Here is a 25,033-nt window from a genome sequence, read left to right as displayed (position 1 = left end):
TGATAATAAGTTTTTGTTTGGTTGGATACGATAATTATCTTATTCTATCTGCTGCACGTACAAGTGCTTCGTCGGACTTGATTGCATTTCTTGCTAATATCAACAATATCAGCGAAACGAATGGTAGGCACGCTCCATATTCAAAATGAAGCTTCAGTTCGCCCATCATAAATTGACTTATAAGCAAATAGGCAAGATGCCAAGCTATTACAAGGAATATTGTAATGCTGCAAAAAAGTATTTGGCGTTTCCTATTCTTATAATCAAATATAACAAACAAATGCAGTGGAAGTGTTATCAACAGAGTAGCGAACAAGGGCCACACCTTAAAGTCTTTCACTCCATTTCCGTCTACTATCCATAAGTTTGTCATCTTACTTGATATTCCCATGCCGCTTGGCTCTAACAAACCAATAGGCATACAAAGGCAAATGGCAAGAACTATGAACGATAAGAACAAGAAGATAGTTTGCTTTCTTTGTATCATATTTGAGTTTCTTCGTTCTCTAAGCCATCTTTCGATGGGTCGCGCCAATAAACATTACCGTCCAAAAACTCTTGAGTAGCCAACAGTGTTGGCTTTGGAAGTTTCTCGTAGTAACGACTAATCTCTATTTGCTCACGATTTTCAAACACTTCTTCTAAAGAATCGCTATACGAAGCAAACTCCGCAAGTTTCTTACTGAGGTCTTGTTTGATTTCAACTGAAATTTGATTAGCACGCTTTGCAATGATGGCAACACTTTCATAAACGTTGTCTGTTTCGTTCCAAAGTTCTACCACATCACGAGTTACTGTGTTTACAGGTGCTTTTGATTTCTTGTAATCCATTTATTTATGCTTGTTTTATATTTCTATTTTGCTTTTGCAGTAAATTGCTTACACTTCTCTATATACTTTTCGGCAGTTGAACGTTCCTTAGAATCAGGATATTCGTTTATAAAGCCGTAGCATTCATCTTCTGCGTCCTGATAGCGTTGCACTTTCTTTTCTTCAACACTCATCTGCGCCAACTCGTATTTACCTTTCATTACAAGAATGGCAAAATCTTCTCGAAGCGAAGAATAGGGGAAGTCGTTCAAAGCATTTTGAGCTGTAATAATGCATGCTTCATAGTTGTTACCGCCATCGTTTCCGCAATTGCCAAAGTAAGAACCGAGATTGTAATACAACTTTGCATTTAAGTATTCCTTACGAATAAGCTTGTCTTGCAAAGCAAACAATCGTTGCTGTGCAGTTCCTTTCATCTTTCCATTTGGGTATAAATCCAAGTAATCTTGGAATGCTGCGATTGCTGCAACGGTTGGAGTCTGGTCTAAGCGAGGCTCTGGAGTTCCCTCATACAAACTCTGTCCAATATAGAAAGAAGCCATTTCTGCATACTCTCCATTCGGATAGGTTTGATAATACTTCTTAAAGGCTTCTGAAGCAGCTTGGTAATCGCGCAACCCATATTCTGCCATTGCAAGCATATAGAGGCACTCTTGCGCATTGTCAGTACCTTTTTGAATAGTTACTAAATCCTGAAGCAGGGGCACTGCAAAACTGTATTTCCCTTTTGCGAAACACTCCTTTGCGTACTCATACTTGTATGTATGGTCTGTACTTTTATACACTTGGTTGTATTCTTGTGCGCAACTTGTGAGAAGAAGCGACAGAATAAATGTAATGAGAATATTCTTCTTCATAAATTCACTTTGAGATGCAAAGTTACATATAATTCCATAATTAACAAAGCTGTTACTGCATTTTTAGCAAAAAATCACTTTTAATTATCTATAATCTGCAGTTTTTTATTAACTTTGTACTTAGCAATGGACTTTAAACTGACATCAAAATACAAGCCCACTGGCGACCAACCAGAGGCAATTAAGGAATTAACAGAGGGATTGGAACGTGGCGATAAAAGTCAAGTTCTGTTAGGCGTAACAGGTTCGGGCAAGACTTTCACAATGGCAAATGTCATCGCCAACGTAAACAAACCTACTTTAATTCTATCGCACAACAAAACTTTGGCTGCCCAACTCTTCGAGGAAATGAAAGGCTTTTTCCCTCAAAATGCGGTGGAGTACTATGTTTCGTACTACGATTATTATCAGCCAGAGGCTTACATGCCTTCAACCGACACCTATATAGAGAAAGATTTGGCAATCAACGATGAGATTGACAAACTCCGTCTTTCAGCAGTTTCTTCGCTATTGTCGGGCAGAAAAGATGTAATTGTGGTCTCATCGGTATCCTGTATTTATGGTATGGGCGGTCCTGTCGCCATGAAAGACAATGTAATAAGGATAAAGAAAGGGCAAATACTCGACCGTAACATCTTTTTAAGACAACTCGTAAATGCTCTATACGTTAGAAATGATATTGATTTGCAGCGTGGCAATTTCCGTGTAAAGGGAGATACGGTTGATATAGCAATGGCTTACAGCGACAATATATTAAGAGTTACGTGGTGGGACGATGAAATAGATGCCATAGAAGAGGTGGATTCTGTTTCTTATCACCGTTTAGGCACATTTGAAGAATACGAGGTTTACCCAGCCAATCTTTTTGTTACATCAAAGGAGCAAACCGAAAATGCTATCCGACAAATTCAAGACGACCTGACAATACAAATTGATTTCTTTAATGAAATAGGGGATAGTATTAAAGCTCAACGCATTAAGGAACGTGTAGAGTACGATATAGAAATGATAAAGGAGTTAGGTCACTGCTCAGGAATTGAGAACTATTCTCGCTATTTCGATGGCAGAGAAGCTGGCCAACGTCCTTATTGTCTCTTGGATTTTTTCCCCGAAGACAACCTTATTATAATTGATGAGAGCCACGTAAGCGTTCCTCAAATCTCGGCTATGTATGGTGGCGACAGGGCAAGAAAGAAGAATCTCGTAGAGTTTGGTTTCCGTTTACCTGCGGCATTCGACAACCGTCCGCTAAGGTTTGAAGAGTTTCATAGCCTCATCAAGCAAATTATTTATGTATCGGCAACCCCTGCAAACTTTGAATTAGAAGAAGCTGAAGGCGTCGTGGTAGAGCAACTTATACGCCCAACAGGCTTGCTCGACCCCGAAATAGAAGTTCGTCCATCAGAAAATCAAATTGATAACTTAATGGAAGAAATTCTGATAAGGGCGGAAAAAGAGGAACGTATTCTTGTTACGACACTCACGAAACGAATGGCAGAAGAACTAACTGAGTATCTTTTAAATCACGAAGTAAGAGCTGCCTATATACACAGCAACGTCGCAAGTTTGGATAGAATAAAAATTATAAACGACTTACGCAGTGGAATTTATGACGTTCTTGTTGGAGTAAACCTTTTACGTGAAGGCTTAGACTTACCAGAGGTTTCGTTGGTAGCAATACTCGATGCCGACAAAGAAGGTTTTCTTCGTAGCCATAGAAGTCTTACACAGACCGCAGGCAGGGCTGCACGTAATGTAAATGGAAAGGTTATTATGTATGCCGACACCATTACAGAAAGTATGCAAAGAACTATTGAAGAAACATTACGCAGGCGTGAAAAGCAATTAAAATATAACGAATTACACCATATCACGCCAACTCAAATCAGACGTTCTATAAAAGAAATACTACCTGTGGGCGATACTTCTATGACACCAAACGTTACGATTGACAAGAAGAAATCGCAAACATACAACATACCGCAAGAAGGAACTGCAATGGTGGCTGACCCTATTGTTATGAAAATGACAAGAAAACAGCTTGAAAAGAGTATTCAGAATACAACAGCACTGATGAAAGAAGCTGCCAAGAACCTCGACTTCTTGCAAGCTGCACAGTATCGTGATGAAATATTGCGCTTACAAGCAGAGTTGGAGCAAAAAACGGTTTAATCGAAAAGTATTGTAGGGCTTTCTATCTTTTTTGTGCCGATATGGCTTAGAATATCTTCTATTTTGTAAAGATAAATCCCTTAAAAAGTGATAACTGCGTTTTGGCATTGCGAAAGCGGCTCTTTTACAACGCAAAACCTACGCTTTTACCGTGCAAAAGAGCCGCTTTTGGAATGCAAAACAATAGGTTTTGCAACATTTTGATAATGAAGTAGTTACACAACAACTACGCCTGTGAAAAACATTTACAGATAAAAAAACTCTTTTGCCCTAAAATAAAGTTCCTTTTCTTTCTTCTCAATTGCTAAAAAATTAATTATTGCTCTAGACCTAAATGCTTCATTTTGCCTCTTTTTATGTTATGAATTTATATATTTAAAAAAAAAGTTTGATTAATAATTGACTTTGTAAAAAAAAATATTTATATTTGCAGAAGAAACAACTTAACAGTAACTTATCTAAAGCTTAACTATTTATGGGAAAGTATAATATAACAGAAAAGAAGACAAAAACGGCTGCATATCGTGGCCTTGTGAGTCAAAAGTTAATGGAAGAGTTGAAGGACCAAATCCTCAATATAATACTCTTTCAACAGAGGTATCGGGATAAGAACTATTCTGCAAAGCAACTTGCGGAAGATTTGAAAACCAACACAAGATACATCTCTGCAGTGGTAAACGTAAAGTTCAACATGAACTATACATCATTTGTAAATAAATTCAGAATAGAAGAGGCTATGAATATTCTTTCATCAGAAAAGTACAAGGACTTGAATATGGAGGATATTAGCGATATGGTCGGCTTTTCTAATCGCCAATCGTTCTATGCTTCTTTCTATCGTATAAACGGAATGACGCCCCGTGAGTACAAATTGAGTGCTCAGAAATCGGCAAGCAAAAACGCTGCCGACAAGGACGGAGTGAAGTAAAAGTGAATAAAACTACAACGCAAATGAATGAAGATTCTTTTAGTTATTCATCTGAACGATTTGGTGACATACAAATGTTGCGCTATCGTTTAGATGGATTTGAAGACCTTACGCTAACACAAAAACTCTATATATACTGTCTTGCACAAGCTACTTTGTGGGGACGCGATATAACTTTTCATCAGTTCGGTAAGTATAACTTGCAGATAAGAAAGGCTTTAGAATGTATCGTTACAGAAAAATATAAAGAGGATAGCGACGATTTTAAAGCCTTGGAACTGTACTTGAAGAAAGTTTGGTTTGCCAGTGGAATCCATCATCATTATGCAATGGATAAGTTTGTTCCTGCATTTTCGCGCAGTTATTTTGCCGAAGCGTTGGGTTCAGTTGGCAAGGAAAAGTTAGGTCTTGATGCAGAAGAATCTCTCACATACTATATAAATACGTTAAGCGAAGTAATATTCAATCCTGCGTGTATGCCCAAACGGGTAAACAAGGCAGAAGGAGCAGACGTAATAAAAACATCGGCAAACAATTATTATGAAGGCGTTACCCAAGAAGAGGTGGAGCGTTTCTATGCGGAAAAGAAAGAAACTGCTGACGATAAGCGGTTGTCGTTTGGTTTAAACTCTACTTTGGTAAAACGTGGGGGCACGCTCGAAGAAATTGTTTGGAAACTGAATGGGCGTTATGGCAAAACCATAGAGCAGATTATTCATTGGTTAAACAAGGCAATTGCCTTTTGCGAGAACAACGAGCAGAAAGAGATAATCCGTTTACTTATTGCTTATTATACCTCGGGCAACCTTGCAGACTTCGATAAATACTCCATTAAATGGGTTACAGAATGTAACGGACAAGTGGATTTCATCAACGGCTTCATCGAAGTTTATGGCGATGCGCTTGGCTTAAAAGGCTCATGGGAGGGCATAGTGCACTACAAGAACTTAGAAGCAACAAAGCGAACGCAAACTATTTCGACTAATGCACAGTGGTTTGAAAACCATTCTCCTGTGGACAAGCGTTTCAAGAAAGAAGTGGTGAAGGGAGTTACTGCCAATGTTGTGTGTGCAGCAATGCTTGGAGGTGATGAATATCCTGCGTCGGCTATCGGTATAAATCTTCCAAATGCCGATTGGATTAGAGCAGAATATGGTTCAAAAAGTGTTACCATCTCCAATCTTACACATGCTTACGACAGGGCAGCAAAAGGCAATGGATTCATAGAGGAGTTTGTTATTGATGCTCAAACACGTGAATTGATAGATACTTATGGCAATTTAACCGATGAACTGCATACGGATTTGCACGAATGTTTAGGACACGGTAGCGGCAAACTGCTTCCTGACACCGACCCCGATTCGCTTAAAAATTATGGTAATACGATAGAAGAAGCAAGGGCAGACTTGTTCGGACTCTACTATATGGCAGACGAAAAGCTGTTGGAATTAGGACTGTTAAACTCGGAAGAAGCTTTCAAAGCGCAATATTATAGTTACATAATGAATGGCTTGATGACGCAGTTAGCCCGCATTAAACCCGATAAGCAAATAGAAGAATCGCATATGCAGAACCGTGCTTTAATTGCTTGGTGGGCATACGAATTGGGTAAGGAGAAGAATGTAATAGAGTTTGTGAAACTATCCGATAGTGCGACGAATGAATTTAAAACCTTTGTGCGTATTAACGACTATGCTGCATTACGTCAGATATTTGCTCAACAGCTTGTAGAGATACAACGAATAAAGAGCATGGGTGATTTCGATAAGGCACGAGAACTTGTCGAAGGCTATGCCGTAAAGGTAGATAAGGCACTTCATAGTGAGGTTTTGGAACGCTATGAACGCCTAAATATAGCACCTTATAAAGGTTTTATAAATCCTGTAATGAGCTTAGAGTTTGATTCTGATAACGAAATAGTTGATGTAAATTTAGATTATACAGAAACTTACTCAGACCAAATGATGAGATATTCAAAAGATTATAGTTTATGATAACGGAAGAAACACACAATAAACTAAAGCAGATAAAGCAATCGTTTCGCTTGTTTATGAATGGTGTTACTGCTCAGTCAATGCGTGAAAAAGGGGCAGAATACAAAGTAAATTGGGGAATAGATTTGATTAATCTGCGAAAGATAGCAAAAGAATATGGCAAGGATTACGACTTGGCGATTGCTCTTTGGAAAGAGAATAGCCGCGAATGTAAGATACTTGCAACCTACATAATGCCAGCCGAGAAGATGCTGCCCGAAATCGTAGACATTTGGTTGGAACAAGTACCGACACAGGAAATCGCAGAACTTCTTTCGTTCAACCTGCTTCGGCATTTAGATTTTGCCCCATCGTTGGCTTACCAATGTCTTGCGTCCGATAAGAGTTTATACCAGATGTGTGGTTTTCAGACATTAGCTTGTCTGTTTTCTGATGGTAAAGAACCTAACGAAAGAGGTATGAACGAGTTTCTCGACCAGGCGGAAGTTGCCCTTAGCGGTAACGACTTACCCACGAAACAAGCCGCTTATCGCTGTGTAATGCGCTTCTGCGATTTAGGCAATGGATATGAAATGATAGCCAAAAAGGCATTAAGGAAATTCAACATATTGTAAGCAAATAAATGTTGTAACACCATAAAGAGGGTATCGGCTGTTTCAATAAATCTGATACTTCTTCTTTTTGAAACTATGAAAGTTTAATATTGGAAGAATCAGCGGGAACGCAATGGGCGGTGTAACAGCTTCTATTCCTGTCGCTGTTCTTTTCACGGATTTAAGTTATCGCTTCGTATTCCGCGCAGCTGCAGTGGGAACTTCTACTCCCTTCTTTTAATGTTGCTACGCAACGAAAGCTAGGAGCGTGTATGGCTGTTCAATCTTTTAGGCATAATGGTCATTTGGTAGGCTGAGCAATAGCTTTGTAAAGATTATTCCGTTAAAAAGTGATAACTGCGCTTTAACGTTGCGAAAGCGGCTCTTTTGCAATGCAAAACCTACGCTTTTACCGTGCAAAACAGCCGCTTTTGGAATGCAAAAGAATAGGTTTTGCAATACACTGATAACGAACAAGTTATGCAATAGTTATGTTCATGAAAAATATTTACAGCTTTATTATCTTCTTTTCGTTCATAAAGCAGACCGTTCCCATTAACTTTCTACTGAGGCACACAGCACCAACGCGACACTTTCAACATAACGCCAATGCCTGGAATCTCCTTGAGTAGATAATACTTTTTGCTGGAACGAACCAGCCTTCCTGTCATTCCTTTCAGTGGACCGAACTTCACAAGCACTGCATCGCCTGCCTTCAAGCGGGCTTCTTCGGCAGAAATGAATTTGCGAATATGAACATCAGGATTACACATTAAACGGAATTCATACATCTGGTCGTGGGGAATTAAGCTGTACTTGCTATTGTCTTCTGCCTTTGTCAGTACGCTCATCTTAAAGTTTGATTCGTATACTAAACGTTTAAAATCGGTATCTTCCATTGTCTTCTTAACAAAAAGAAGGTTGCGCACAACAGGTTTCAGCTTCTGATGCACCCTACCCTGCTTGTCCTCTTCAGCTACATATTGTTTTGGAATAAAAGTTTCTATCCCCTTTTCAGTAAAAAACTGCGCCACTTCTTCTTGTTTCGTGGTGTATAAACGAATGGCATACCAATCGTTTTTATCGTCTGTTATCGTATCAACATATCTTTCCTGTTTCTCTTCCATAGCAACTACAATTATTTTTCAGATAGCCAACCAGTTCTCTACAATGGCTTTTCCCATTGGTGTCAGCACGCTTTCTGGGTGAAACTGAATACCATACAAGTCGTATTCCTTATGTTGCAAAGCCATTATCAATCCATCAGCAGTTTCAGCAATCACCTCCAATTCAGAGGGGAAACTGTCCTTTGAAACCACCCAACTATGGTATCTGCCAACCGAAAACTGTGTGGGCAAGCCGTTGAACAAACTTGTATGCGTATCTACATTTATCGGTGTTTCTACTCCGTGGAATACATTTGACAGCTTTTCTATCTTTCCACCAAAGGCTTCTGCAATGGCTTGATGCCCCAAGCATACGCCCAACATGGGTTTGGTAGCAGCATAGCGACGAATAACTTCGAGCAATAAACCTGCTTCAGAAGGTACGCCAGGACCGGGACTCAGCACTATCTTATCGTATTCTTCCAAATCTTCCAAAGCAAACTTATCGTTCTGCTTCACTGAAACCTCAGCTCCCAATTCGTGTAAAAGATGAACCAAGTTGTAAGTAAACGAATCGTAATTGTCTATTATCACACACTTTACTTTCTTCATAGTATCGTCTTGCGTATCCATTCTATTCAGTCAAAGTCTTTATTGCGGTCTGCACATCTGCACAATCGTCTAAATCTACACCGACAAACATAGGGTGTTGAAAGGCTTTTAGCTTATCCATCTGTTCCAACGCAACGTTTCCTATTATGAAAGGCGTACTGCCTGTATAGGTTTTGATAACGTTTAAATCGACCTTTGCTGTGTCTACCTTAAACAAAAAATAATCTACTGTACCTTCGTACTCTCGTGTTTGCATTAGGTCTTCAACCAATTGAATGTGTAAGGTCTTCATTATATTGATGCCTGCACGAATATCTGGGTCGAGTGTAGAACGAAGATTGTTTACCATAACGCTGCTCTCCTCGCCATCTAACTGCACCATAGTGAGTTTGAAGTTCACTACTCGTGTTACAATATTCTGCGGCATATCGTCGGCAAACACGCCAAAGCGTTGTAGGAAACACCCATCGGCAGATTCATTCTGCACAGTTTCCTTGCCCATTGCTGCCTCACGACTGCCATAATCGGGAATTATGCCCACACGAGACGATATTTGTCGTACAAACTTCGGACTATCTGGGCGAAAGTCAAAGCCTATCCAATCTACTCCAAGTTCTGCTAAAGCGTGAATATTCTCGGCTTCACGGGTGCCACAAACTTTTATAATCATATATTCAGACCTATTCCTTTAATTTCTTTATAAACTCACCAAACGCAAGACCAGGGTTCTCTGCCAGCATAAACGGCTCACCAATAATAACGCCTTGATAGCCTACTGCTGCTAATTGCTTTGCAGTTTCGGGAGTGTCAATCCCGCCTTCGCTTATTTTAAGCATACTTGCAGGAAGCAACTTCGCCAACTCAAGCGAACGATTTATATCCATTTCAAAGCTACAAGCCTTACGATTGTTCACCACTACCATATCGGCATTGCAAGCAAGATAATCCATTTCTTCAGCCGTATGCAATTCCAATGCCACCTCCATTCCCAACTGATGGGCAAGCGAAACCAAAGAATGGCATTGCTCCAATTCGAGTAATACGGCAGTCAGCATAACAGCAGATGCTCCTGCGTGTTTGGCTTGAAACAATTGGTATTCATCAATAATATAATTCTTATACAACAAAGGCAAGGTTATACCTATTGCACGAACCTCCTGAACAAACTCATCGTATCCACCAAAATAAGTGAAATCGGTTGGAACACTTATGGCAGTAGCTCCATAACGTGCGTAATCCGCACCGACATTCCTTATCTTTGCATCTTGGTTTATCCAGCCTAAGGCAGGTGTTTTACGCACAAATTCTGTTATCACACCTATTGTAGAAGAATCGCTAAGTGCAGCTTTCAGTGAAGGAACTTCACGCTTCATTGCTCCCTCGTATTCAATAATGCCATACAACTGCTTCAATGGAACATACTGTTTCCATTGCTCCAATTCTTTCTGTTTATTGGCTACAATTGCTTCCAAAATATCTTTCATACTACAAAGTTAATGAAAAGATTAGAGAAAAATATAATAATAAGATAAAGAATGCGTTTGATGTATAAAAGAGTATGTAACAAATAACATAGCCTATGATAGAAATATTTACAAAAGAAGAAATGAAACCGTCAGAAAAAACGTTGAACATTATTCGCCAAATTGCTTATACTTACAGAGCAATGAAAGTAAACGGCAAGTTAGAAACCTATTGTCTTAATTAGAAAAATGAAAACTTTAGTATCACCATCGCTATTATCAGCCGACTTCTTGCACTTAGACAAAGACATCGAAATGATAAATAAGAGCGAAGCCGATTATATCCATATGGATATAATGGACGGTGTATTTGTTCCTAACATTTCTTTCGGTTTCCCCATTCTCAAAGCTGTTGGCAAGGCTTGCAAAAAGCCTATGGACGTTCATTATATGATTGTCCACCCCGAAAACTATATTCAACAGACTGCTGATGCGGGGGCTGCCATTATGAGTGTGCACTACGAAACCTGCCTACACTTGCACAGAACCATTCAACAGATAAAGCAAGCGGGTATGAAAGCTGGTGTTGTCATCAACCCTGCAACACCTGTTTCGGTTCTCGAAGATATTATCGTAGAAGTAGACCTTGTACTTATTATGAGCGTAAACCCAGGTTTCGGCGGTCAGGTGTTCATCGAAAATGCTATTAAGAAGGTGGAACGCCTTCGTAAACTTATTGACGAAACGGGCAGCCACGCAATTATTGAAGTGGACGGCGGTGTTCAAGGTGAAACTGCACCACGACTTGTAAAGGCTGGGGCTGATATGTTGGTGAGTGGAAGCTATGTATTCAAATCTCCCAACCCAACCGAAACCATCAAAAGTTTAAGGGAACTAATACGCTAACTGCAAAAGAACATCGTTCTCGCGCACCATCTTTCTGAGATTTAAAATGGCGTAACGCATTCTGCCAAGACTCGTGTTGATACTGACACCTGTAGTCTTGGCAATTTCTTTAAACGACATTTCCTGATAAAAGCGCATAAACACGACTTCACGTTGAGAAGCAGGAAGGTGCTCCATCATCTTCTGAATGTCTGCCAATGTTTGCATATTCACAAACTGGTTTTCGATATTGCCAATCTGCACGTCTGCACCGCCAATATTAGAAAGGTCGTTTTCTTTCGTTGGCTCGACTATCTTATCAGATTTTTGCGCACGATACCAATCCATAATCACATTATGAGCAATACGCATTGCCCAAGCAGAGAACTTGCCACTTGGTTTGTAACGTCCTTCCTGCAATTTTGTGATTATCTTCACAAATGTTTCTTGGAATATGTCATCAGCAACATCACGATTCCTAACAACAAAAAGTATATAGGAAAAGAGCTTAGACTGATTGCGCGACAAAAGTAAATCGAAAGCTCTATTGTCACCATTAATGTACGACAAGGCCAAATCCTCGTCCGTCATTTCACTAAGTTTCTTCATTCTTTAAAATGATTTATATTTAAGTAATGGTGTTCCTATAGGCTTGTATCTTTAATTCATTTTATTGTTTATGCGTGTGCAAATATAATTACTTTTATCTTTTCTGACAAATTATTAACGAAAAAAGTAGATGAAAACTATTAAAAGACGCTATTTTACCCACTCGTAAGCTTGAATAAGGTCTTTCATTCCCCATATTCCAAGGTATTTTCTCTTCACGCCTAAAAACCTTATACGCTTATTATAATTGTTAGAATTGGTTGCTAATCCTATATTTTCTTTATACTCCTTGGTCTTTAATTGAATTGAAATAACCTTGTCGGCATCGGTTTCTCCTTGCTCATCTGCCAATAAAATGGCGTTGTCAGAAGAGAAAGGAGGTTCCCAAACAGCATTCTTAATACTTTTCGTGCAACTGCCGACAATGTATCCTTCTACCCAAACAGAAGCATCGCCAAAGTCTGTTGCAATAAAAGAAGCTACTGTTTGCACCTTACTATTATGGTCGTATTCAAATTCGTAACCATCTTTCTTATTGCTTCCATCGCCCTCTTGTTCATTTTCGGCTTCTGGATTTACCCCATAGTATTCGTAAACATTCTTTGTACAACTTGCAAACAAGAAACATACGATAAGTAAAAATGATAAATAAGCTTTTTTCATTGTATTCTATTATTTAATTCTGTTTAGGATAATTCTTTACAAAGATAAGAAATATTTTCAAAATAGCAAAGGAAAACAAACTTTTAAAACACAAAAATATACTCGAAAAAATCAAATAGAGGCAGTCATATAATTTATCGTTGCCAATAAAAAGAATATTCTATCTGTTACTTTATTTTGCCTATATTCTTTACTTTCTGAACAAAAAGAATACTGAGGAAGTGTAAATATTTTTTACAAGAATATCTATTATATAACCATCTCATTATCAATACATTGCAAAACCTATTGTTTTGCAACGCAAAAGCGGCTCTTTTGCACGGTAAAAGCGTAGGTTTTGCATCGCAAAACAGCCGCTTTCGCAATGCCAAATCGAAATTATCATTTTTCTTACGAACTATCTTTACAAAATCAAGACTGTTCCTTAGGAATTTCAATAAGCAACAAAAGAAAAATATTGCTACTTTCCTACTAAAGCGAACCGATGGATAAGAGAAGTTTAAACATAAAAAAGAGGTTGGTGCAGGAAGCTACCAACCTCGAGAAAAATGATTTAGAAAATCTCTAAATCCATAAAAACACGTAGCAAATATACGTTTATTAAATAAGAAAACCAAATAATAGGCGATTATAAAACATTTATTAACACTTTCTGTAAAATAAAATCAGATTTCAGATAAAACAAAAATCCCCTACCAAAAGAATGGCAAGGGATTTTTATTATTAATTGAAAGAGAAGATTAGTTATTAACCGTACCTCCTACAATGTCTAACAATTCAGAAGTAATGGCTGCCTGACGAGACTTGTTATATTGAAGTTTTAAGCCACGGAGCAATTCATCTGCATTATCGGTAGCAGTCTGCATAGCCACCATACGGGCTGCATGCTCGGAAGCATTGCTATCTAACAAAGCTGTATAAACCATTAGATGGAGCAACTTGGGCACTAAGGAAGTCAATACGGTTTTAAGGTCTGGCTCTACAATAAAGTCATCGTTCAATGGCTTTACCTCTTCCTTTTCACCTGAATGCGTATTCTTTCCATGCTGCTTCAGATACTCTTGGGCTTTTTTCGTCGCAATATTTGAAGTCAAATCACGCTCTTTGTCAAGATTCAACTCTGTCTCTAAGTCAATTGGCAAATAGGTCTTACGTGTAAGAATCTGACTACCTGCACTCTTAAAGTGATGGTATATCATTTCAACCTTATCAATCTCCTCGTCGAGCCATAGTTTTTCTATCTCAACAGCAATGCGTTGGCATTCTTCAGAGTTGGGCTTATCAGCCAACTCCAAGAAAGAACCTGCGCTTTTAAGTCCCATCTTAGCCACCTTCTCTGCCACTTTACGCCCAATAGGATAAACAATAATATTATCTTTAGACACGCCTTGAGCCAAGTATTCGCTGACTGTATTTTGGAGCATCTTTATAATATTAGCATTGAAACCTCCACACAAAGAACTGTTGGAAGAGAAGACAAGCAAAGCCACACGCTTTACGGGTCGTTCCTCATTGTATGGAGTATTGGTATCGGGGGTAGACACCAAGAATGCTTTCAGAATATGTTCGAGCATACTCTCGTAAGGAAGCATATTCTCAATGGCTACCTGAGCATGGTGAAGTTTACTCGAAGCCACCATCTTCATAGCACTTGTAATCTTACGAGTACTATTGACACTGGCAATTCGAATCTTTATTTCCTTTAAAGATGGCATTTCTTATCGTCTTATTTATATTGTGCAGTTATGTTGCCCATAACCTCTTCAATAACTTTAATATCGTCGTCAAGAAGTTTTCCTGAAGCAAGATTATCAATAACGTCCTTATGCGTGTTGCGCATACTTTCAAGGAATTGGTCTTGGCATTCACGAATATTCTCTACTGGAACAGCATGCATTAAACCATGGACACCGCAATAGAGAATGGCAATTTGTTCGCCAACTGGCATCGGAGCATATTGTGGCTGGATAAGCAACTGATTGTTCTTTCTACCTCTGTCCAAAGTCATTGCGGTAACCTTGTCCATATCAGAAGAGAATTTAGAGAATGCTTCCAACTCACGATACTGAGCCATATCTATCTTCAGTGTACCGGCAACTTTCTTCATACTCTTTACTTGCGCAGAACCACCCACACGAGAAACAGAGATACCTACGTTGATAGCAGGACGGAAACCTTGGTTGAACAAATCGCTCTCCAAATATATCTGACCGTCGGTAATAGAAATCACGTTGGTTGGAATATAAGCAGAAACGTCGCCCGCTTGTGTTTCGATGATAGGAAGTGCTGTGAGCGAACCACCACCCTTAACGTGTCCCTTCATACATTCTGGAAGGTCGTTCATTTGTTCAGCAATTTCTTGCTGGTCGTTGATGCGTGCTGCACGCTCCAACAAACGAGAGTGAAGGTAGAAGACATCACCTGGATATGCTTCACGACCCGAAGGACGGCGAAGAATCAAAGATACTTCACGATAAGCAACAGCCTGCTTCGACAAGTCATCATAAACCACAAGAGCGGAATATCCACGGTCGCGGAAGTATTCACCAATTGCTGCTCCAGCAAAAGGAGCATAATACTGCATAGCTGCAGGGTCGGCAGCAGTTGCACTTACAATGATAGTGTAAGGCAATGCACCATGGTCGCGCAATGTTTGCACAAGGTTGGCAACGGTAGATGCTTTCTGACCAATCGCTACATAAATACAATATACTGGCTTGCCTTGCTCGTAAAAGTTCTTCTGATTAATGATTGTATCAACAGCAATGGCTGTTTTACCTGTCTGACGGTCGCCAATGATAAGCTCACGCTGGCCACGTCCGATAGGAATCATTGAATCGACACCTTTAAGACCTGTCTGCAAAGGTTCCTTTACAGGCTGACGATATATCACACCAGGAGCCTTGCGGTCCAATGGCATCTCAAAAGCATCAGACAAATCAATCTCTCCCTTACCGTCAATAGCTTGACCAAGAGGATTAACGACACGTCCTAAGAAGTTATCATTGACACGAATAGAAGCAATACGATGCGTGCGCTTCACACTCTGCCCTTCTTTGATGCCTGCGGTTGGACCAAGAAGAATACAACCAACATTGTCTTCCTCCAAGTTCATGACAATCGCCATTGTGCCATTTTCGAACTCTAAGAGTTCATTTGCTTCAGCATTGCGAAGTCCATAAATACGAGCCACACCATCGCTGATAGTCAGCACAGTACCAACTTCGTCAAATTTTTCCTCCGCATTAACGCCTTGAAGTGCTTTTAAAAGAACTTCAGACACTTCACTTGGCTTTATTTTATCTGACATGTTTATTTTCTTTTATTTCTTTAACTGTGTGAGGACAGCATTGAGCTTCGTCTTCACGCTTGCGTCCATTCTGTATGTATCATATTCAAGAATGAATCCACCAATAATATCAGGGTTCACTGTCGTGTTGAATTCTACGGTACCATTTGCATTAGCACGTACCAAGTCTTTCATTTTCTCCTCAATAACTGGTGTTACAGGAACAGCTGTTGTGAGCTTTCCCTGAATAATTTTCTTCTGCTTCCTATATAGCGTGATGTAAGAGTTCGCAATAAAAAGTAGGATTCCTTCACGCCCTTCTTTCAAGACAAGAGCAAAGAAAGATTTTAAGAGAGCACTGACGCTACCGCCACTCGCTACTTCTAACAACTCTTGCTTCTTATCTTTAGATAGCATAGGATTGTCTATCGTAAAACGCAACTGTGGCAACTCAGAATAACTTCCGAGTAGTGTTTGCATTTCCGCATAGACTTTATCTTCTTGCTGCTGCACAGTTGCTCCTTTGAGAAGCGCACGCGCATAGCGAACAGATATTACACCTATATCCATAGTTTATTTATTTACTTACCGTTGCTTACAGGAGAAGAAACATTATCCAGCAATTTCCCTATCAATTCCATCTGCTTCTCATCGCTGGAAAGTTGGTCGCGAAGAATCTTCTCTGCAACTTTTACACTGAGTTCTGCAACCTGTCCACGAATATCTTTAAAGGCATTCTGCTTTTCTGCAGCTATTTCCAATTTTGCCTCTGCGATGATACGTGCACTTTCTTCGTGTGCTTTATCTTGTGCCTTTCCAACTATTGCATCACGTGTAGCAGTTGCCTCCTTCAACAGAAGTGCTTGCTGCTCACGTGCTTGCTGCATGACGGATTCACCTTCTTTCTGAATATTAGACAACTTTTCATTAGCATCATGTGCTTTGCGAAGACTCTCGTCAATATATTCCTTACGCTCGTTCACCATATTGATAATGACTGGGAACCCAAACTTTATCACGATGAAAGCCACGATAAGGAAGACAAGCGTCATCCAAAAAAGAAGTCCACTATTGGGAATTAATAAATCCATACGCTGGTTTTGTTCTTTCTAAAAATCTATTTGGGCATTATGCGCACTTTGCGCCACACTCCATAATTACATTACAATTGCGAGGATTGATACAATCACAGCCAAGAAGGCAACACCTTCAATCAACGCTGCTGCGATAATCATTGACGAACGGAGGTCGCCAATCTTCTCTGGCTGGCGTGCCATAGCATCCATAGCCTGGCTACCAATACGACCAATACCCATACCTGCGCCAATAGCAACCAAACCTGCACCAATGGCAGCACCTAATTTTGCGATAGCAACATCTGCTAATAATAATGATAACATAATCTTTAAGCTTTAATTTGTTATTAATTTTAATTTTTCTTTTCTTACTCTTTTTATTTATTTTATGCCTCGTGTTCTTTAATATGAGCTTGTGCAATGAACACTGCGCTCAACATTGTAAACACTAAAGCCTGAATGTAGCTTACCAAAAGCTCGAGCAACATCATAAAGATGCTTAGGAGAACTCCAACAATTGACATACCTGTACCTGCACTCCAGTTCGCAATAGCATTATCAGCAATGCTAAACATAATGAAGATTATCGCACAGAAACACAATGCAATGGCGTGTCCAGCAAACATATTTGCAAAAAGTCGGATTATCAAAGCCAATGGTTTTGTGAAGATACCAAAGAGTTCAATAATTGGCATCAATGGCACAGGAAACTTCATCCACACTGGTACATCAGGCCAAAATATCTCTTTCCAATATTCTTTTGTTCCCGTGAAGTTGGTAATTAGGAAAGTACAAGCTCCTAAAAAGAAGGTACAAGTTATATTACCAGTCAGGTTACCGCCTCCTGGAGGGAACGGAACCAATCCCATAAGATTCGCAAAGAATATAAAGAAGAAACATGTAAGCAACCAAGGAGCATACTTAGGAGTATCTTCGCCTAAACAAGGTTTAATGACATCATCGTGAATATTCATAATGAACATATGCATCAAGCCAGTAAAACCTTTTGGTGCTGGGTCGTTCGCCTTATGCTTACGACACCAACGTGCTGGTATTAAGATTACCAACAAAAGCAATATGCCATCTATAAAGACAGTGCAAGCTGCTTTTGTTATAGAAATATCAATAGGACGTACTTCCTCGTTGCCAATCTTCTCCACTATTAGGTTTGGATTTGCCTTATCCTCTCCATTCTTTATGACAAGATTATAGGGACCTGGCCTATCGCCATTAGCATCTCGTTCTTCTAAAAACTCTTCGCTACTGAACACGTGCCAACCCGTAGAAGATTTCACGATAATAGGAAGATGTATTACAACTGGGTGGAAATTTCCTTCCGAACCCAAATCCGTAATATGCCATTCATAAGAATCTTTGATATGTCCCCACAATATCTCTTTCACATCTACATCACCTTTCTTCGACATATCGCGTGCAACTGTCGGTACAAGTGCTGTAAATAAGAGCAACAAGAGAAGTACTTGTTTGATAAATTTCATATCTTCTTATTATTTATTTTATTATTTTTCTCAATGCGGAAGAAATATACGCAGTCTAAAATCATTGCTGTAATATAGTAAACTACAAACACAGCCACATAGGTAAGTATCTTCTCGCTATCTCCACGATAAACAAGTGCTCCTATAAGAATCACAATTACCGCAAGAAACATTCTCAACATTGAACCTGCCAAGTAAAAACGCCCTAACACTTTTGGTGAATTAGTTGCAAAATACTTCCACGCCTTTCCGTATAACTTACTCGTAGCAATGAAAAATATTGAGCTAACAACCATTGGTGTTACCAAGTTTGGTTTCAATAAAACCTGCGACATAAGTAGTCCTAACAAAGTTAGTGCTACTACAAGCCAAAGGTTTATCTTGTTATAACCTTTTTCTATCTTAGCAATATCCACTGTCTCAAAGATGTTGTTGAGTATAAATCCTATGCTGAATTACAGTTCAACACAAAGACTTACCACGTTCTTCTTTACTTCCACAAAACCACCTTTAACCATAATCGTCTTCTTCTCGGAGTTAATGGTATAAACAACTCGTCCTTCTACCAATGTAGAAATAATGGGTGCGTGGTTTATCAGAATCTCAAATTCTCCCACTTCACCTGGGACTAATACGTTTTCCACTTCTCCTGTAAAGAGGATTTTCTCCGGTGATACTATCCTTAGAACTAACATCGCAACCTTTTTAATTTGTTACATTAATTAGCCCTGAGCTGCTGCAAGAAGCTTCTTAGCTTTTTCCTTCGCATCTTCGATTGTACCGACGTTAAGGAATGCCTGCTCTGGAAGGTCGTCTACTTCGCCATTCAAGATAGCATTGAAGCCCTTAATTGTGTCTTCGATTGGCACCATCACGCCAGGAATACCTGTAAACTGCTCTGCAACAGTAAATGGCTGAGACAAGAAACGCTGTACACGACGTGCACGGTTTACCACCAACTTATCTTCGTCTGACAATTCGTCCATACCCAAGATTGCGATAATATCCTGCAATTCGTTATAATGCTGCAACAACTGCTTTACACGTTGTGCGCATTCATAATGTTCCTTACCAACAACCAATGGGTCGAGAATACGTGAAGTACTTCCCAATGGGTCTACGGCTGGATAAATACCAAGTTCGGTAATCTTACGGCTCAACTCTGTTGTTGCGTCCAAGTGAGTAAAAGTTGTAGCTGGAGCAGGGTCGGTCAAGTCGTCGGCAGGTACATATACCGCCTGCACAGATGTAATAGAGCCCTTCTTGGTAGAAGTAATACGCTCTTGCATTGCACCCATTTCGCTTGCAAGTGTAGGCTGATAACCTACCGCAGAAGGCATACGACCTAAAAGCGCAGACACTTCAGACCCAGCCTGTGTGAAACGGAAAATATTATCAATAAAGAACATAATATCCGCTGCTTCTCCGTCCTTACCACCGTGGTCGCGGAACTCTTCCGCAACGGTAAGACCAGAAAGTGCCACCGATGCACGTGCCCCAGGAGGCTCATTCATCTGTCCGTAAACAAGTGTAGCTTGCGATTTTTTCAGTTCTTCTTTATCAATAAGCGAAAGATCCCATTTGCCTTCGTCCATTGCCTTGCGGAATTTCTCGCCATAGCGAATAACGCCAGACTCAAGCATATCTCGTATCAAGTCGTTTCCTTCACGAGTACGCTCTCCCACGCCAGCAAATACAGAATAACCATTGTGTCCCTTTGCAATATTGTTGATAAGCTCCATAATAAGCACGGTCTTACCTACACCAGCACCACCAAACAGTCCAATCTTACCACCTTTCATATAAGGCTCAAGCAAGTCAATGACTTTGATACCAGTTGCCAACATTTCTTTCTGTGTAGACAACTCATCGAATTTAGGTGCTTCACGGTGAATAGGGTATGCACCTTCCATACTAAGGTCTTCCATACCGTCGATAGGCTTGCCTATCACATTCATCATACGACCCTTGATTTGCTCACCTGCTGGCATAACAATAGGACTTCCTGTTGTTTCAACATCCAAGCCACGCTGCAAACCTTCGGTATTGTCCATAGCGACACACCGCACCGTATCCTCTCCGATGTGCTGTTGCACCTCAATAATCAGGTCTTCTCCATTAGGTCTCTTTACACGAAGAGCATCGTAAATCTTCGGGAGCACCTTTTCGGGATCTTCTCCCTTAACATCAAAGTAGACGTCAATTACTGGTCCAATAATTTGGGAAATACGTCCATTTATCTGTGACATACGCTTTGTTTTTATTATTTTTTTATGCTTTAATTCTCTGTTAATAATATTTATTGCGAACTATACTTATATACTAAGCACGTCCAAGATTTTAATAAGTTTCTTGTCGAAAGGCTTATCGGAGCGAATAGCTTCTGAAAGCGGCACATACACCACCTCGTTATTGCGAACTCCTACCATTATATTCCGCTGTCCTTGCATTATGGCTTCTATTGCGCCATAGCCTGTTCTGCTTGCAAGTATTCTGTCGCGTGCCGATGGTCTTCCGCCTCTTTGCAAGTGTCCAAGTATCGAAACACGAACATCGAAGTTTGGAAACTCTTTCTTTACACGGTCAGCATAATACATAGCACCGCATTTGGGACTTTCTGAAACCACGACGATACAGCTTTTCTTTGACTTCCGAATACCGCGCTCCATAAATCGAGCCAACTGGTCTACATCGGTTGAGTCTTCAGGAATGATTGCAGCCTCAGCACCACTTGCTATTGCCGAATTTTGTGCTAAGAAACCAGCATCGCGCCCCATTACTTCCACAAAGAAGATGCGCTCGTGGCTTTGCGCCGTATCACGTATTCTGTCCACGCACTCCATTATTGTGTTTAAGGTTGTATCGTAACCTATGGTGCTATCCGTTCCATAGAGGTCGTTATCTATTGTGCCCGGCAAACCTATACAACAAAGGTCATATTCTTGAGCAAAGTTCATTGCTCCTGTCAAAGAACCGTTTCCTCCGATTACTACAAGTGCGTCAATTCCTTCCTTTACTATATTCTCATAGGCTTTCTCCTTGCCTTCTTTGGTCATAAAGGCTTTCGACCGAGCCGTCTTTAAGATTGTTCCACCTTCATCAATAATGCCACTTACATTTTCTGTTGTAAATGTCTTTATATCTCCAGTAAGCAACCCATCATATCCACGGTAGATTCCTTTTATAGAAAACCCATTGTAAATTCCAGTACGAGTAACAGCTCTAACGGCAGCATTCATACCCGGAGCGTCGCCGCCCGAAGTTAAAATACCAATTGTTTTGACCTTAGCCATAATTACTTCGCCTTGTTTGTATAAATCGTAGTATTTAAATTTGGCACAAAGTTAATAAAATTTTCTATAATACAAAGAGAGTTATCGAATTATTTTTCAGAAAGCACAAATAATGAATTAATTTCAAAAAATCTTTTCATTTTGATGAAGAATAAGTGGTTGTTTTCTTCCTTGCTTACTACGAAAATATTTCCCGTTCGGTGTTTATATTTACCGACAGATTATAAAAAGAAAGTCAATTACAGCAATACTACGTTCATACAGCTTTGCCTTGCTAATATCGCAATCACTCAATAGTTGATATTTACAGAAGGAATTGCTTTCCTTTTACTTGCTTTAGGAAAATGACAAAAAACACTTTGATTTTGTAAAGATAATTTTGTTAAAAAGCAGCAATTTCGTTTTGGCGTTGCGAAAGCGGCTGTTTTGCCGACCAAAAGAGGCTCTTTTACCGTGCAAAACCTACGCTTTTAGAACGCAAAACAATAGGTTTTGTAACGCATTGATAACAAATGGGTTAAGCAATAGTTATTCTTACGAAAAATGTTTACACACCTACCGTATTATTTTTGCTCATAAAATAAGTATTCTCACTAAAACTTCTATTATTTTGTTGCAGGCTTACAATAAAGACAAACAGATAATTTGCACTGATAATACAACCATTAACAAGAGCTTAAAATCTACAATTGCTCTTTGTTTCTACCAATCAATGCACGCAAAAAGAAATAGAATTCCTCCTGCAAACGAAAAGCAAACCAGGATTTTTGAAGAGGTATATAACCGAACTTTCGTATCAGCCACCGTGGCAAACGGTTTTGTTCTATGCTTTGCCAACTGTTTTTTATTATCTCCAAACCTTGTTTCCGAGAAGGCTTATCAAGGTCTTTGCGATGCAGAAAGTAGAACATATAAAGACCTATCACATTCCGCCAACGCACTTCTTCGTATATATCGAGTATCTTGTCCGAAACATTCAATGCTTCCAGTTGCTGTTTCATACTTTTATTTGCCAACAAATAGTCGAAGCGACGTAAGCTAACCTTATGCGTTACCGAACCTAAATGCTGCCTATAATAATAGATGCCCTCGCAAGTACGTATTTCCCGCGACTCCAAATAATGCAAACGTGTTACGTTTTCATCGCTGTACGCAATGGCAGACTCGTCGTAAGGGAAACGAAGATGCAATTCTCGCTTAATAACATAAATGCCGTGGATATTCCAAGTCAGGCTTTCACGGAATGCCGTGAAGCCGTCTAAGGTGGTAAAAGGAGGCATATAGAAATCTACTTCCTTATCGCCATAAACGCTTTTTACATGGAAAAGCACCGTATCGGTTGATGGATAACGCTTGAAGACATCAAAAACCTTTTCGCAAGCATCTTCCGACAGCCAGTCGTCGCTATCAACAAATGCAATATACTCACCAGTAGAAATATGTAATCCTGCATTTCTTGCCTTGGCTATTCCTGCATTTTGGGGCAAGTGTACTACTTTTATCCTTTCGTCTTTTGCAGCATACGCATTAAGAATATTTAGCGACGAGTCGGTAGAGGCATCATCAACACATATTATTTCTATGTCTTGAAGCGTCTGAGAGAGCAAGGAACTCAAACATTGGGACAAGTATTTCTCTGCATTATATACAGCTACTAAAATGCTAATCTTCACCATTCCGCTTAAAACGCCTTAATATTTTTGAAGTAAGCTTATACCATAGGTTCGTTTTTGTTTTCAGTATGCTAACTGATGTAGCAGCACTTATCAACGCCAACAACAATCCCACGCCCCAATACATCAGCTGATTAGACTGCTGGGTTACCATAAAGGTTAAGAATCCTATGGGAATCTGTATGGAAGAATAAAGCAATACGCTTGAAGAAACCTTATAGCCATACTTCCAACGAGAATAAACAAACACCAATATGGCATCTAAAAAGCCAGCAATGGTTATCGCCCACCCTGCTCCAACCAAACCGAGGCGGTCGAAATTCAGAATTACGGCAACCACCAACACAACATCGTAAATGCCTTCTAAAAGCAAATAGGAAACAGAATCGCCTTTTGCCAATGGGATATACTGTACCGGCAATTTCACGGCTCTAAAGTACATGGCAAGCATAATTACTTGCATCATTCCCAAAGCAGGCATAAATTTGCCTGTATATAATAAAGGAAGCAGTATCGGAAGAAACAAAGAAAACAGCACCAACAGCGGAGAAACCAACAGCAACATAACTTCTATCTGTCTGTTTACTATCTGGTTAAAAGTAAATCGGTACTGATTGGCACCTGAAAGACGAGGGAAAAAGTCGGTTTCCATTGCTGCAAACACCATACCGACATAGGTCATCGTCATCATATAGCCCGCATTAAAGAAACCAACGGTATCAATGTTCGCCACATTATTAATATAACTACGAATCAAGAAGTCTGCCCCCGAACCCAAAATGCCCGCAATCACGAATGCAATTCCGAGCCGTAGCATTCCCACTCCTTCACGCATAGATTGCCAACGGTTCATTAATCGCAAAGGATAAATATGATATGAAAAAGCTATCGTTAAAGCAAACTGAATAAGTGCCATTATTACTAATGACGGCACAATGGCTTTTTCGCGAAAGAAGTAATACAACGGCACTGAAGAAATCAATGCACCTAACACATTAAAGATAGAGATTACTGCTAATTTCCTTAACTCACGAAGTCCTTTTAATATAGCAAGCTCACCTCCCGACAAAGCCATTAGGGCTACAATGGGCGAAAGAAGAATGAAATGCAGGCGGTGTCCGTCCCACGAAAAAGTGAACTTGCTTAACAACGGACTCAATACGATGCAAAGAAACATTCCCAACAATCCTGCCAACAAACTCCACGAACGCACCAATTTCACGGTATCTGCCAACTTCTCTTCTTCGTTTTTGTCAAAGTGTTCGGATATACTCTTGACAGCACTGATAGATATTCCGAAGTTGGTGGAGTCGCTCATCAACTTCAAAGTAGAATTAAACAACGAAATAAGTCCCATTCCATCAGGCCCTAAAATCATTGCAACCAACTTATTTCGCACGACACCAACCAATATATTCAGTCCCTGAACTCCACCAAAGAGTCCAGTATATCGCAGAATATGGCTGTAGCTGTCTGTTTTTTTCATTAAT

General features: G+C 39.8%; 28 protein-coding genes. 6 read left to right on the top strand and 22 right to left on the bottom strand.

Translation table 11 applies throughout. The annotated features are described in order from the left end of the window. Positions 1 to 34: 34 nt before the first annotated feature. The 3 genes from BWX39_RS04995 to BWX39_RS04985 are packed head-to-tail and all read right to left on the bottom strand — an operon-like array spanning position 35 to position 1,688. Positions 35 to 487, bottom strand: coding sequence for a DUF4293 domain-containing protein (locus BWX39_RS04995; RefSeq protein ID WP_028904658.1), 453 nt, complete (start codon positions 485 to 487; stop codon positions 35 to 37). Continuing rightward, a complete protein-coding gene (locus tag BWX39_RS04990) occupies positions 484 to 831 on the bottom strand; it encodes a DNA-directed RNA polymerase subunit omega (RefSeq protein ID WP_014710018.1) in 348 nt (115 codons plus the stop codon). Before BWX39_RS04990 ends, BWX39_RS04995 begins: the two co-directional genes overlap by 4 nt. A gap of 23 nt (positions 832 to 854) precedes the next feature. Continuing rightward, positions 855 to 1,688: an outer membrane protein assembly factor BamD gene (locus BWX39_RS04985; protein ID WP_028904659.1), complete on the bottom strand. Its 834-nt coding sequence runs from the start codon at positions 1,686 to 1,688 to the stop codon at positions 855 to 857. 126 nt (positions 1,689 to 1,814) lie between these two features. Between BWX39_RS04985 and uvrB the strand changes: the two genes are divergently transcribed. From uvrB to BWX39_RS04965, 4 genes are all read left to right on the top strand, one after another. Further along, complete coding sequence (uvrB, locus tag BWX39_RS04980; protein ID WP_028904660.1) at positions 1,815 to 3,860, top strand: excinuclease ABC subunit UvrB; 2,046 nt, start codon at positions 1,815 to 1,817, stop codon at positions 3,858 to 3,860. Positions 3,861 to 4,335: 475 nt separating this feature from the next. Continuing rightward, positions 4,336 to 4,788 (top strand): helix-turn-helix domain-containing protein, encoded by a 453-nt coding sequence (locus tag BWX39_RS04975; RefSeq protein ID WP_028904661.1) that lies wholly within the window; start codon positions 4,336 to 4,338, stop codon positions 4,786 to 4,788. A gap of 23 nt (positions 4,789 to 4,811) precedes the next feature. Further along, a complete protein-coding gene (locus BWX39_RS04970) occupies positions 4,812 to 6,782 on the top strand; it encodes a dipeptidyl-peptidase 3 family protein (RefSeq protein WP_028904662.1) in 1,971 nt (656 codons plus the stop codon). After that, entirely contained in the window at positions 6,779 to 7,396 is a 618-nt protein-coding gene (locus tag BWX39_RS04965; RefSeq protein WP_028904663.1) for a DNA alkylation repair protein, read from the top strand. The genes BWX39_RS04970 and BWX39_RS04965 overlap by 4 nt, the downstream gene beginning before the upstream one ends. 267 nt (positions 7,397 to 7,663) lie before the next feature. Here the strand turns inward: BWX39_RS04965 and BWX39_RS12425 are convergent, their stop codons facing one another. From BWX39_RS12425 to BWX39_RS04940, 5 genes are all read right to left on the bottom strand, one after another. Then, positions 7,664 to 7,861, bottom strand: a complete 198-nt coding sequence (locus BWX39_RS12425; protein WP_076123245.1) for a hypothetical protein — start codon at positions 7,859 to 7,861, stop codon at positions 7,664 to 7,666. 77 nt (positions 7,862 to 7,938) lie between these two features. After that, positions 7,939 to 8,502: a UpxY family transcription antiterminator gene (locus tag BWX39_RS04955; protein ID WP_028904664.1), complete on the bottom strand. Its 564-nt coding sequence runs from the start codon at positions 8,500 to 8,502 to the stop codon at positions 7,939 to 7,941. A gap of 18 nt (positions 8,503 to 8,520) precedes the next feature. Continuing rightward, entirely contained in the window at positions 8,521 to 9,093 is a 573-nt protein-coding gene (locus BWX39_RS04950; protein ID WP_028904665.1) for an anthranilate synthase component II, read from the bottom strand. A gap of 22 nt (positions 9,094 to 9,115) precedes the next feature. Then, a complete protein-coding gene (locus BWX39_RS04945) occupies positions 9,116 to 9,763 on the bottom strand; it encodes a phosphoribosylanthranilate isomerase (RefSeq protein WP_028904666.1) in 648 nt (215 codons plus the stop codon). Between the two features lie 10 nt (positions 9,764 to 9,773). Continuing rightward, positions 9,774 to 10,577, bottom strand: coding sequence for an indole-3-glycerol phosphate synthase TrpC (locus BWX39_RS04940; RefSeq protein ID WP_028904667.1), 804 nt, complete (start codon positions 10,575 to 10,577; stop codon positions 9,774 to 9,776). A 95-nt stretch (positions 10,578 to 10,672) separates the two neighbouring features. On the opposite strand from BWX39_RS04940, the gene BWX39_RS12715 reads away from it, so the two are divergent. Continuing rightward, on the top strand, positions 10,673 to 10,801 hold the full coding sequence (locus tag BWX39_RS12715; RefSeq protein WP_014710190.1) for a hypothetical protein: 129 nt from the start codon (positions 10,673 to 10,675) through the stop codon (positions 10,799 to 10,801). A 4-nt stretch (positions 10,802 to 10,805) separates the two neighbouring features. After that, a complete protein-coding gene (gene rpe, locus BWX39_RS04935; RefSeq protein ID WP_028904668.1) occupies positions 10,806 to 11,462 on the top strand; it encodes a ribulose-phosphate 3-epimerase in 657 nt (218 codons plus the stop codon). Here rpe and BWX39_RS04930 read toward each other — a convergent pair. The 14 genes from BWX39_RS04930 to BWX39_RS04860 all read right to left on the bottom strand — a co-directional run bounded on the left by BWX39_RS04930 (position 11,451) and on the right by BWX39_RS04860 (position 25,029). Beyond that, positions 11,451 to 12,050, bottom strand: coding sequence for a sigma-70 family RNA polymerase sigma factor (locus BWX39_RS04930; RefSeq protein ID WP_028904669.1), 600 nt, complete (start codon positions 12,048 to 12,050; stop codon positions 11,451 to 11,453). The genes rpe and BWX39_RS04930 overlap by 12 nt on opposite strands. 150 nt (positions 12,051 to 12,200) lie before the next feature. Next, complete coding sequence (locus BWX39_RS04925) at positions 12,201 to 12,713, bottom strand: DUF6359 domain-containing protein (RefSeq protein ID WP_028904670.1); 513 nt, start codon at positions 12,711 to 12,713, stop codon at positions 12,201 to 12,203. 740 nt (positions 12,714 to 13,453) lie between these two features. Continuing rightward, positions 13,454 to 14,428: a F0F1 ATP synthase subunit gamma gene (locus tag BWX39_RS04915; protein ID WP_028904671.1), complete on the bottom strand. Its 975-nt coding sequence runs from the start codon at positions 14,426 to 14,428 to the stop codon at positions 13,454 to 13,456. Positions 14,429 to 14,439: 11 nt separating this feature from the next. After that, the gene (gene atpA / locus BWX39_RS04910) at positions 14,440 to 16,023 is read right to left on the bottom strand and encodes a F0F1 ATP synthase subunit alpha (RefSeq protein ID WP_014710197.1); all 1,584 of its coding nucleotides are present in this window, start codon (positions 16,021 to 16,023) and stop codon (positions 14,440 to 14,442) included. 12 nt (positions 16,024 to 16,035) lie between these two features. Further along, positions 16,036 to 16,572, bottom strand: coding sequence for a F0F1 ATP synthase subunit delta (locus BWX39_RS04905; RefSeq protein ID WP_028904672.1), 537 nt, complete (start codon positions 16,570 to 16,572; stop codon positions 16,036 to 16,038). A gap of 11 nt (positions 16,573 to 16,583) precedes the next feature. Further along, entirely contained in the window at positions 16,584 to 17,093 is a 510-nt protein-coding gene (gene atpF, locus BWX39_RS04900) for a F0F1 ATP synthase subunit B (protein ID WP_028904673.1), read from the bottom strand. A 66-nt stretch (positions 17,094 to 17,159) separates the two neighbouring features. Beyond that, positions 17,160 to 17,402, bottom strand: coding sequence for an ATP synthase F0 subunit C (atpE, locus tag BWX39_RS04895; RefSeq protein ID WP_014710200.1), 243 nt, complete (start codon positions 17,400 to 17,402; stop codon positions 17,160 to 17,162). Positions 17,403 to 17,464: 62 nt separating this feature from the next. Continuing rightward, entirely contained in the window at positions 17,465 to 18,577 is a 1,113-nt protein-coding gene (gene atpB / locus BWX39_RS04890) for a F0F1 ATP synthase subunit A (RefSeq protein ID WP_028904674.1), read from the bottom strand. Then, entirely contained in the window at positions 18,574 to 18,993 is a 420-nt protein-coding gene (locus BWX39_RS04885) for a hypothetical protein (RefSeq protein WP_014710202.1), read from the bottom strand. The genes atpB and BWX39_RS04885 overlap by 4 nt, the downstream gene beginning before the upstream one ends. A 39-nt stretch (positions 18,994 to 19,032) precedes the next feature. Then, a complete protein-coding gene (locus BWX39_RS04880; protein WP_014710203.1) occupies positions 19,033 to 19,272 on the bottom strand; it encodes a F0F1 ATP synthase subunit epsilon in 240 nt (79 codons plus the stop codon). Between the two features lie 27 nt (positions 19,273 to 19,299). Then, entirely contained in the window at positions 19,300 to 20,826 is a 1,527-nt protein-coding gene (atpD, locus tag BWX39_RS04875) for a F0F1 ATP synthase subunit beta (RefSeq protein WP_014710204.1), read from the bottom strand. A 66-nt stretch (positions 20,827 to 20,892) separates the two neighbouring features. Next, complete coding sequence (gene pfkA, locus BWX39_RS04870; protein ID WP_014710205.1) at positions 20,893 to 21,870, bottom strand: 6-phosphofructokinase; 978 nt, start codon at positions 21,868 to 21,870, stop codon at positions 20,893 to 20,895. Positions 21,871 to 22,553: 683 nt separating this feature from the next. Continuing rightward, positions 22,554 to 23,546 carry a glycosyltransferase family 2 protein gene (locus tag BWX39_RS04865; RefSeq protein ID WP_028904675.1) on the bottom strand — a complete coding sequence of 331 codons (993 nt, stop codon included), beginning with the start codon at positions 23,544 to 23,546 and terminating at the stop codon, positions 22,554 to 22,556. Continuing rightward, positions 23,533 to 25,029, bottom strand: coding sequence for an oligosaccharide flippase family protein (locus BWX39_RS04860; protein WP_028904676.1), 1,497 nt, complete (start codon positions 25,027 to 25,029; stop codon positions 23,533 to 23,535). The genes BWX39_RS04865 and BWX39_RS04860 overlap by 14 nt, the downstream gene beginning before the upstream one ends. Between the last annotated feature and the right edge of the window lie 4 nt (positions 25,030 to 25,033).

It is taken from the genome of Prevotella intermedia ATCC 25611 = DSM 20706 (assembly GCF_001953955.1).
GTDB lineage: Bacteria > Bacteroidota > Bacteroidia > Bacteroidales > Bacteroidaceae > Prevotella > Prevotella intermedia.
The sequence above is the reverse complement of the archived record's forward strand: the minus strand, read 5'-3'. Positions and strand labels throughout refer to the sequence as shown.

Excerpts from the sequence above, each read along its gene's own strand:
- BWX39_RS04995 (WP_028904658.1), bottom strand. The coding sequence starts at position 487 with ATGATACAAAGAAAGCAAACTATCTTCTTGTTCTTATCGTTCATAGTT.
- BWX39_RS04990 (WP_014710018.1), bottom strand. The coding sequence starts at position 831 with ATGGATTACAAGAAATCAAAAGCACCTGTAAACACAGTAACTCGTGAT.
- BWX39_RS04985 (WP_028904659.1), bottom strand. The coding sequence starts at position 1,688 with ATGAAGAAGAATATTCTCATTACATTTATTCTGTCGCTTCTTCTCACA.
- uvrB (WP_028904660.1), top strand. The coding sequence starts at position 1,815 with ATGGACTTTAAACTGACATCAAAATACAAGCCCACTGGCGACCAACCA.
- BWX39_RS04975 (WP_028904661.1), top strand. The coding sequence starts at position 4,336 with ATGGGAAAGTATAATATAACAGAAAAGAAGACAAAAACGGCTGCATAT.
- BWX39_RS04970 (WP_028904662.1), top strand. The coding sequence starts at position 4,812 with ATGAATGAAGATTCTTTTAGTTATTCATCTGAACGATTTGGTGACATA.
- BWX39_RS04965 (WP_028904663.1), top strand. The coding sequence starts at position 6,779 with ATGATAACGGAAGAAACACACAATAAACTAAAGCAGATAAAGCAATCG.
- BWX39_RS04955 (WP_028904664.1), bottom strand. The coding sequence starts at position 8,502 with ATGGAAGAGAAACAGGAAAGATATGTTGATACGATAACAGACGATAAA.
- BWX39_RS04950 (WP_028904665.1), bottom strand. The coding sequence starts at position 9,093 with ATGAAGAAAGTAAAGTGTGTGATAATAGACAATTACGATTCGTTTACT.
- BWX39_RS04945 (WP_028904666.1), bottom strand. The coding sequence starts at position 9,763 with ATGATTATAAAAGTTTGTGGCACCCGTGAAGCCGAGAATATTCACGCT.
- BWX39_RS04940 (WP_028904667.1), bottom strand. The coding sequence starts at position 10,577 with ATGAAAGATATTTTGGAAGCAATTGTAGCCAATAAACAGAAAGAATTG.
- BWX39_RS12715 (WP_014710190.1), top strand. The coding sequence starts at position 10,673 with ATGATAGAAATATTTACAAAAGAAGAAATGAAACCGTCAGAAAAAACG.
- rpe (WP_028904668.1), top strand. The coding sequence starts at position 10,806 with ATGAAAACTTTAGTATCACCATCGCTATTATCAGCCGACTTCTTGCAC.
- BWX39_RS04930 (WP_028904669.1), bottom strand. The coding sequence starts at position 12,050 with ATGAAGAAACTTAGTGAAATGACGGACGAGGATTTGGCCTTGTCGTAC.
- BWX39_RS04925 (WP_028904670.1), bottom strand. The coding sequence starts at position 12,713 with ATGAAAAAAGCTTATTTATCATTTTTACTTATCGTATGTTTCTTGTTT.
- BWX39_RS04915 (WP_028904671.1), bottom strand. The coding sequence starts at position 14,428 with ATGCCATCTTTAAAGGAAATAAAGATTCGAATTGCCAGTGTCAATAGT.
- atpA (WP_014710197.1), bottom strand. The coding sequence starts at position 16,023 with ATGTCAGATAAAATAAAGCCAAGTGAAGTGTCTGAAGTTCTTTTAAAA.
- BWX39_RS04905 (WP_028904672.1), bottom strand. The coding sequence starts at position 16,572 with ATGGATATAGGTGTAATATCTGTTCGCTATGCGCGTGCGCTTCTCAAA.
- atpF (WP_028904673.1), bottom strand. The coding sequence starts at position 17,093 with ATGGATTTATTAATTCCCAATAGTGGACTTCTTTTTTGGATGACGCTT.
- atpE (WP_014710200.1), bottom strand. The coding sequence starts at position 17,402 with ATGTTATCATTATTATTAGCAGATGTTGCTATCGCAAAATTAGGTGCT.
- atpB (WP_028904674.1), bottom strand. The coding sequence starts at position 18,577 with ATGAAATTTATCAAACAAGTACTTCTCTTGTTGCTCTTATTTACAGCA.
- BWX39_RS04880 (WP_014710203.1), bottom strand. The coding sequence starts at position 19,272 with ATGTTAGTTCTAAGGATAGTATCACCGGAGAAAATCCTCTTTACAGGA.
- atpD (WP_014710204.1), bottom strand. The coding sequence starts at position 20,826 with ATGTCACAGATAAATGGACGTATTTCCCAAATTATTGGACCAGTAATT.
- pfkA (WP_014710205.1), bottom strand. The coding sequence starts at position 21,870 with ATGGCTAAGGTCAAAACAATTGGTATTTTAACTTCGGGCGGCGACGCT.
- BWX39_RS04865 (WP_028904675.1), bottom strand. The coding sequence starts at position 23,546 with ATGGTGAAGATTAGCATTTTAGTAGCTGTATATAATGCAGAGAAATAC.
- BWX39_RS04860 (WP_028904676.1), bottom strand. The coding sequence starts at position 25,029 with ATGAAAAAAACAGACAGCTACAGCCATATTCTGCGATATACTGGACTC.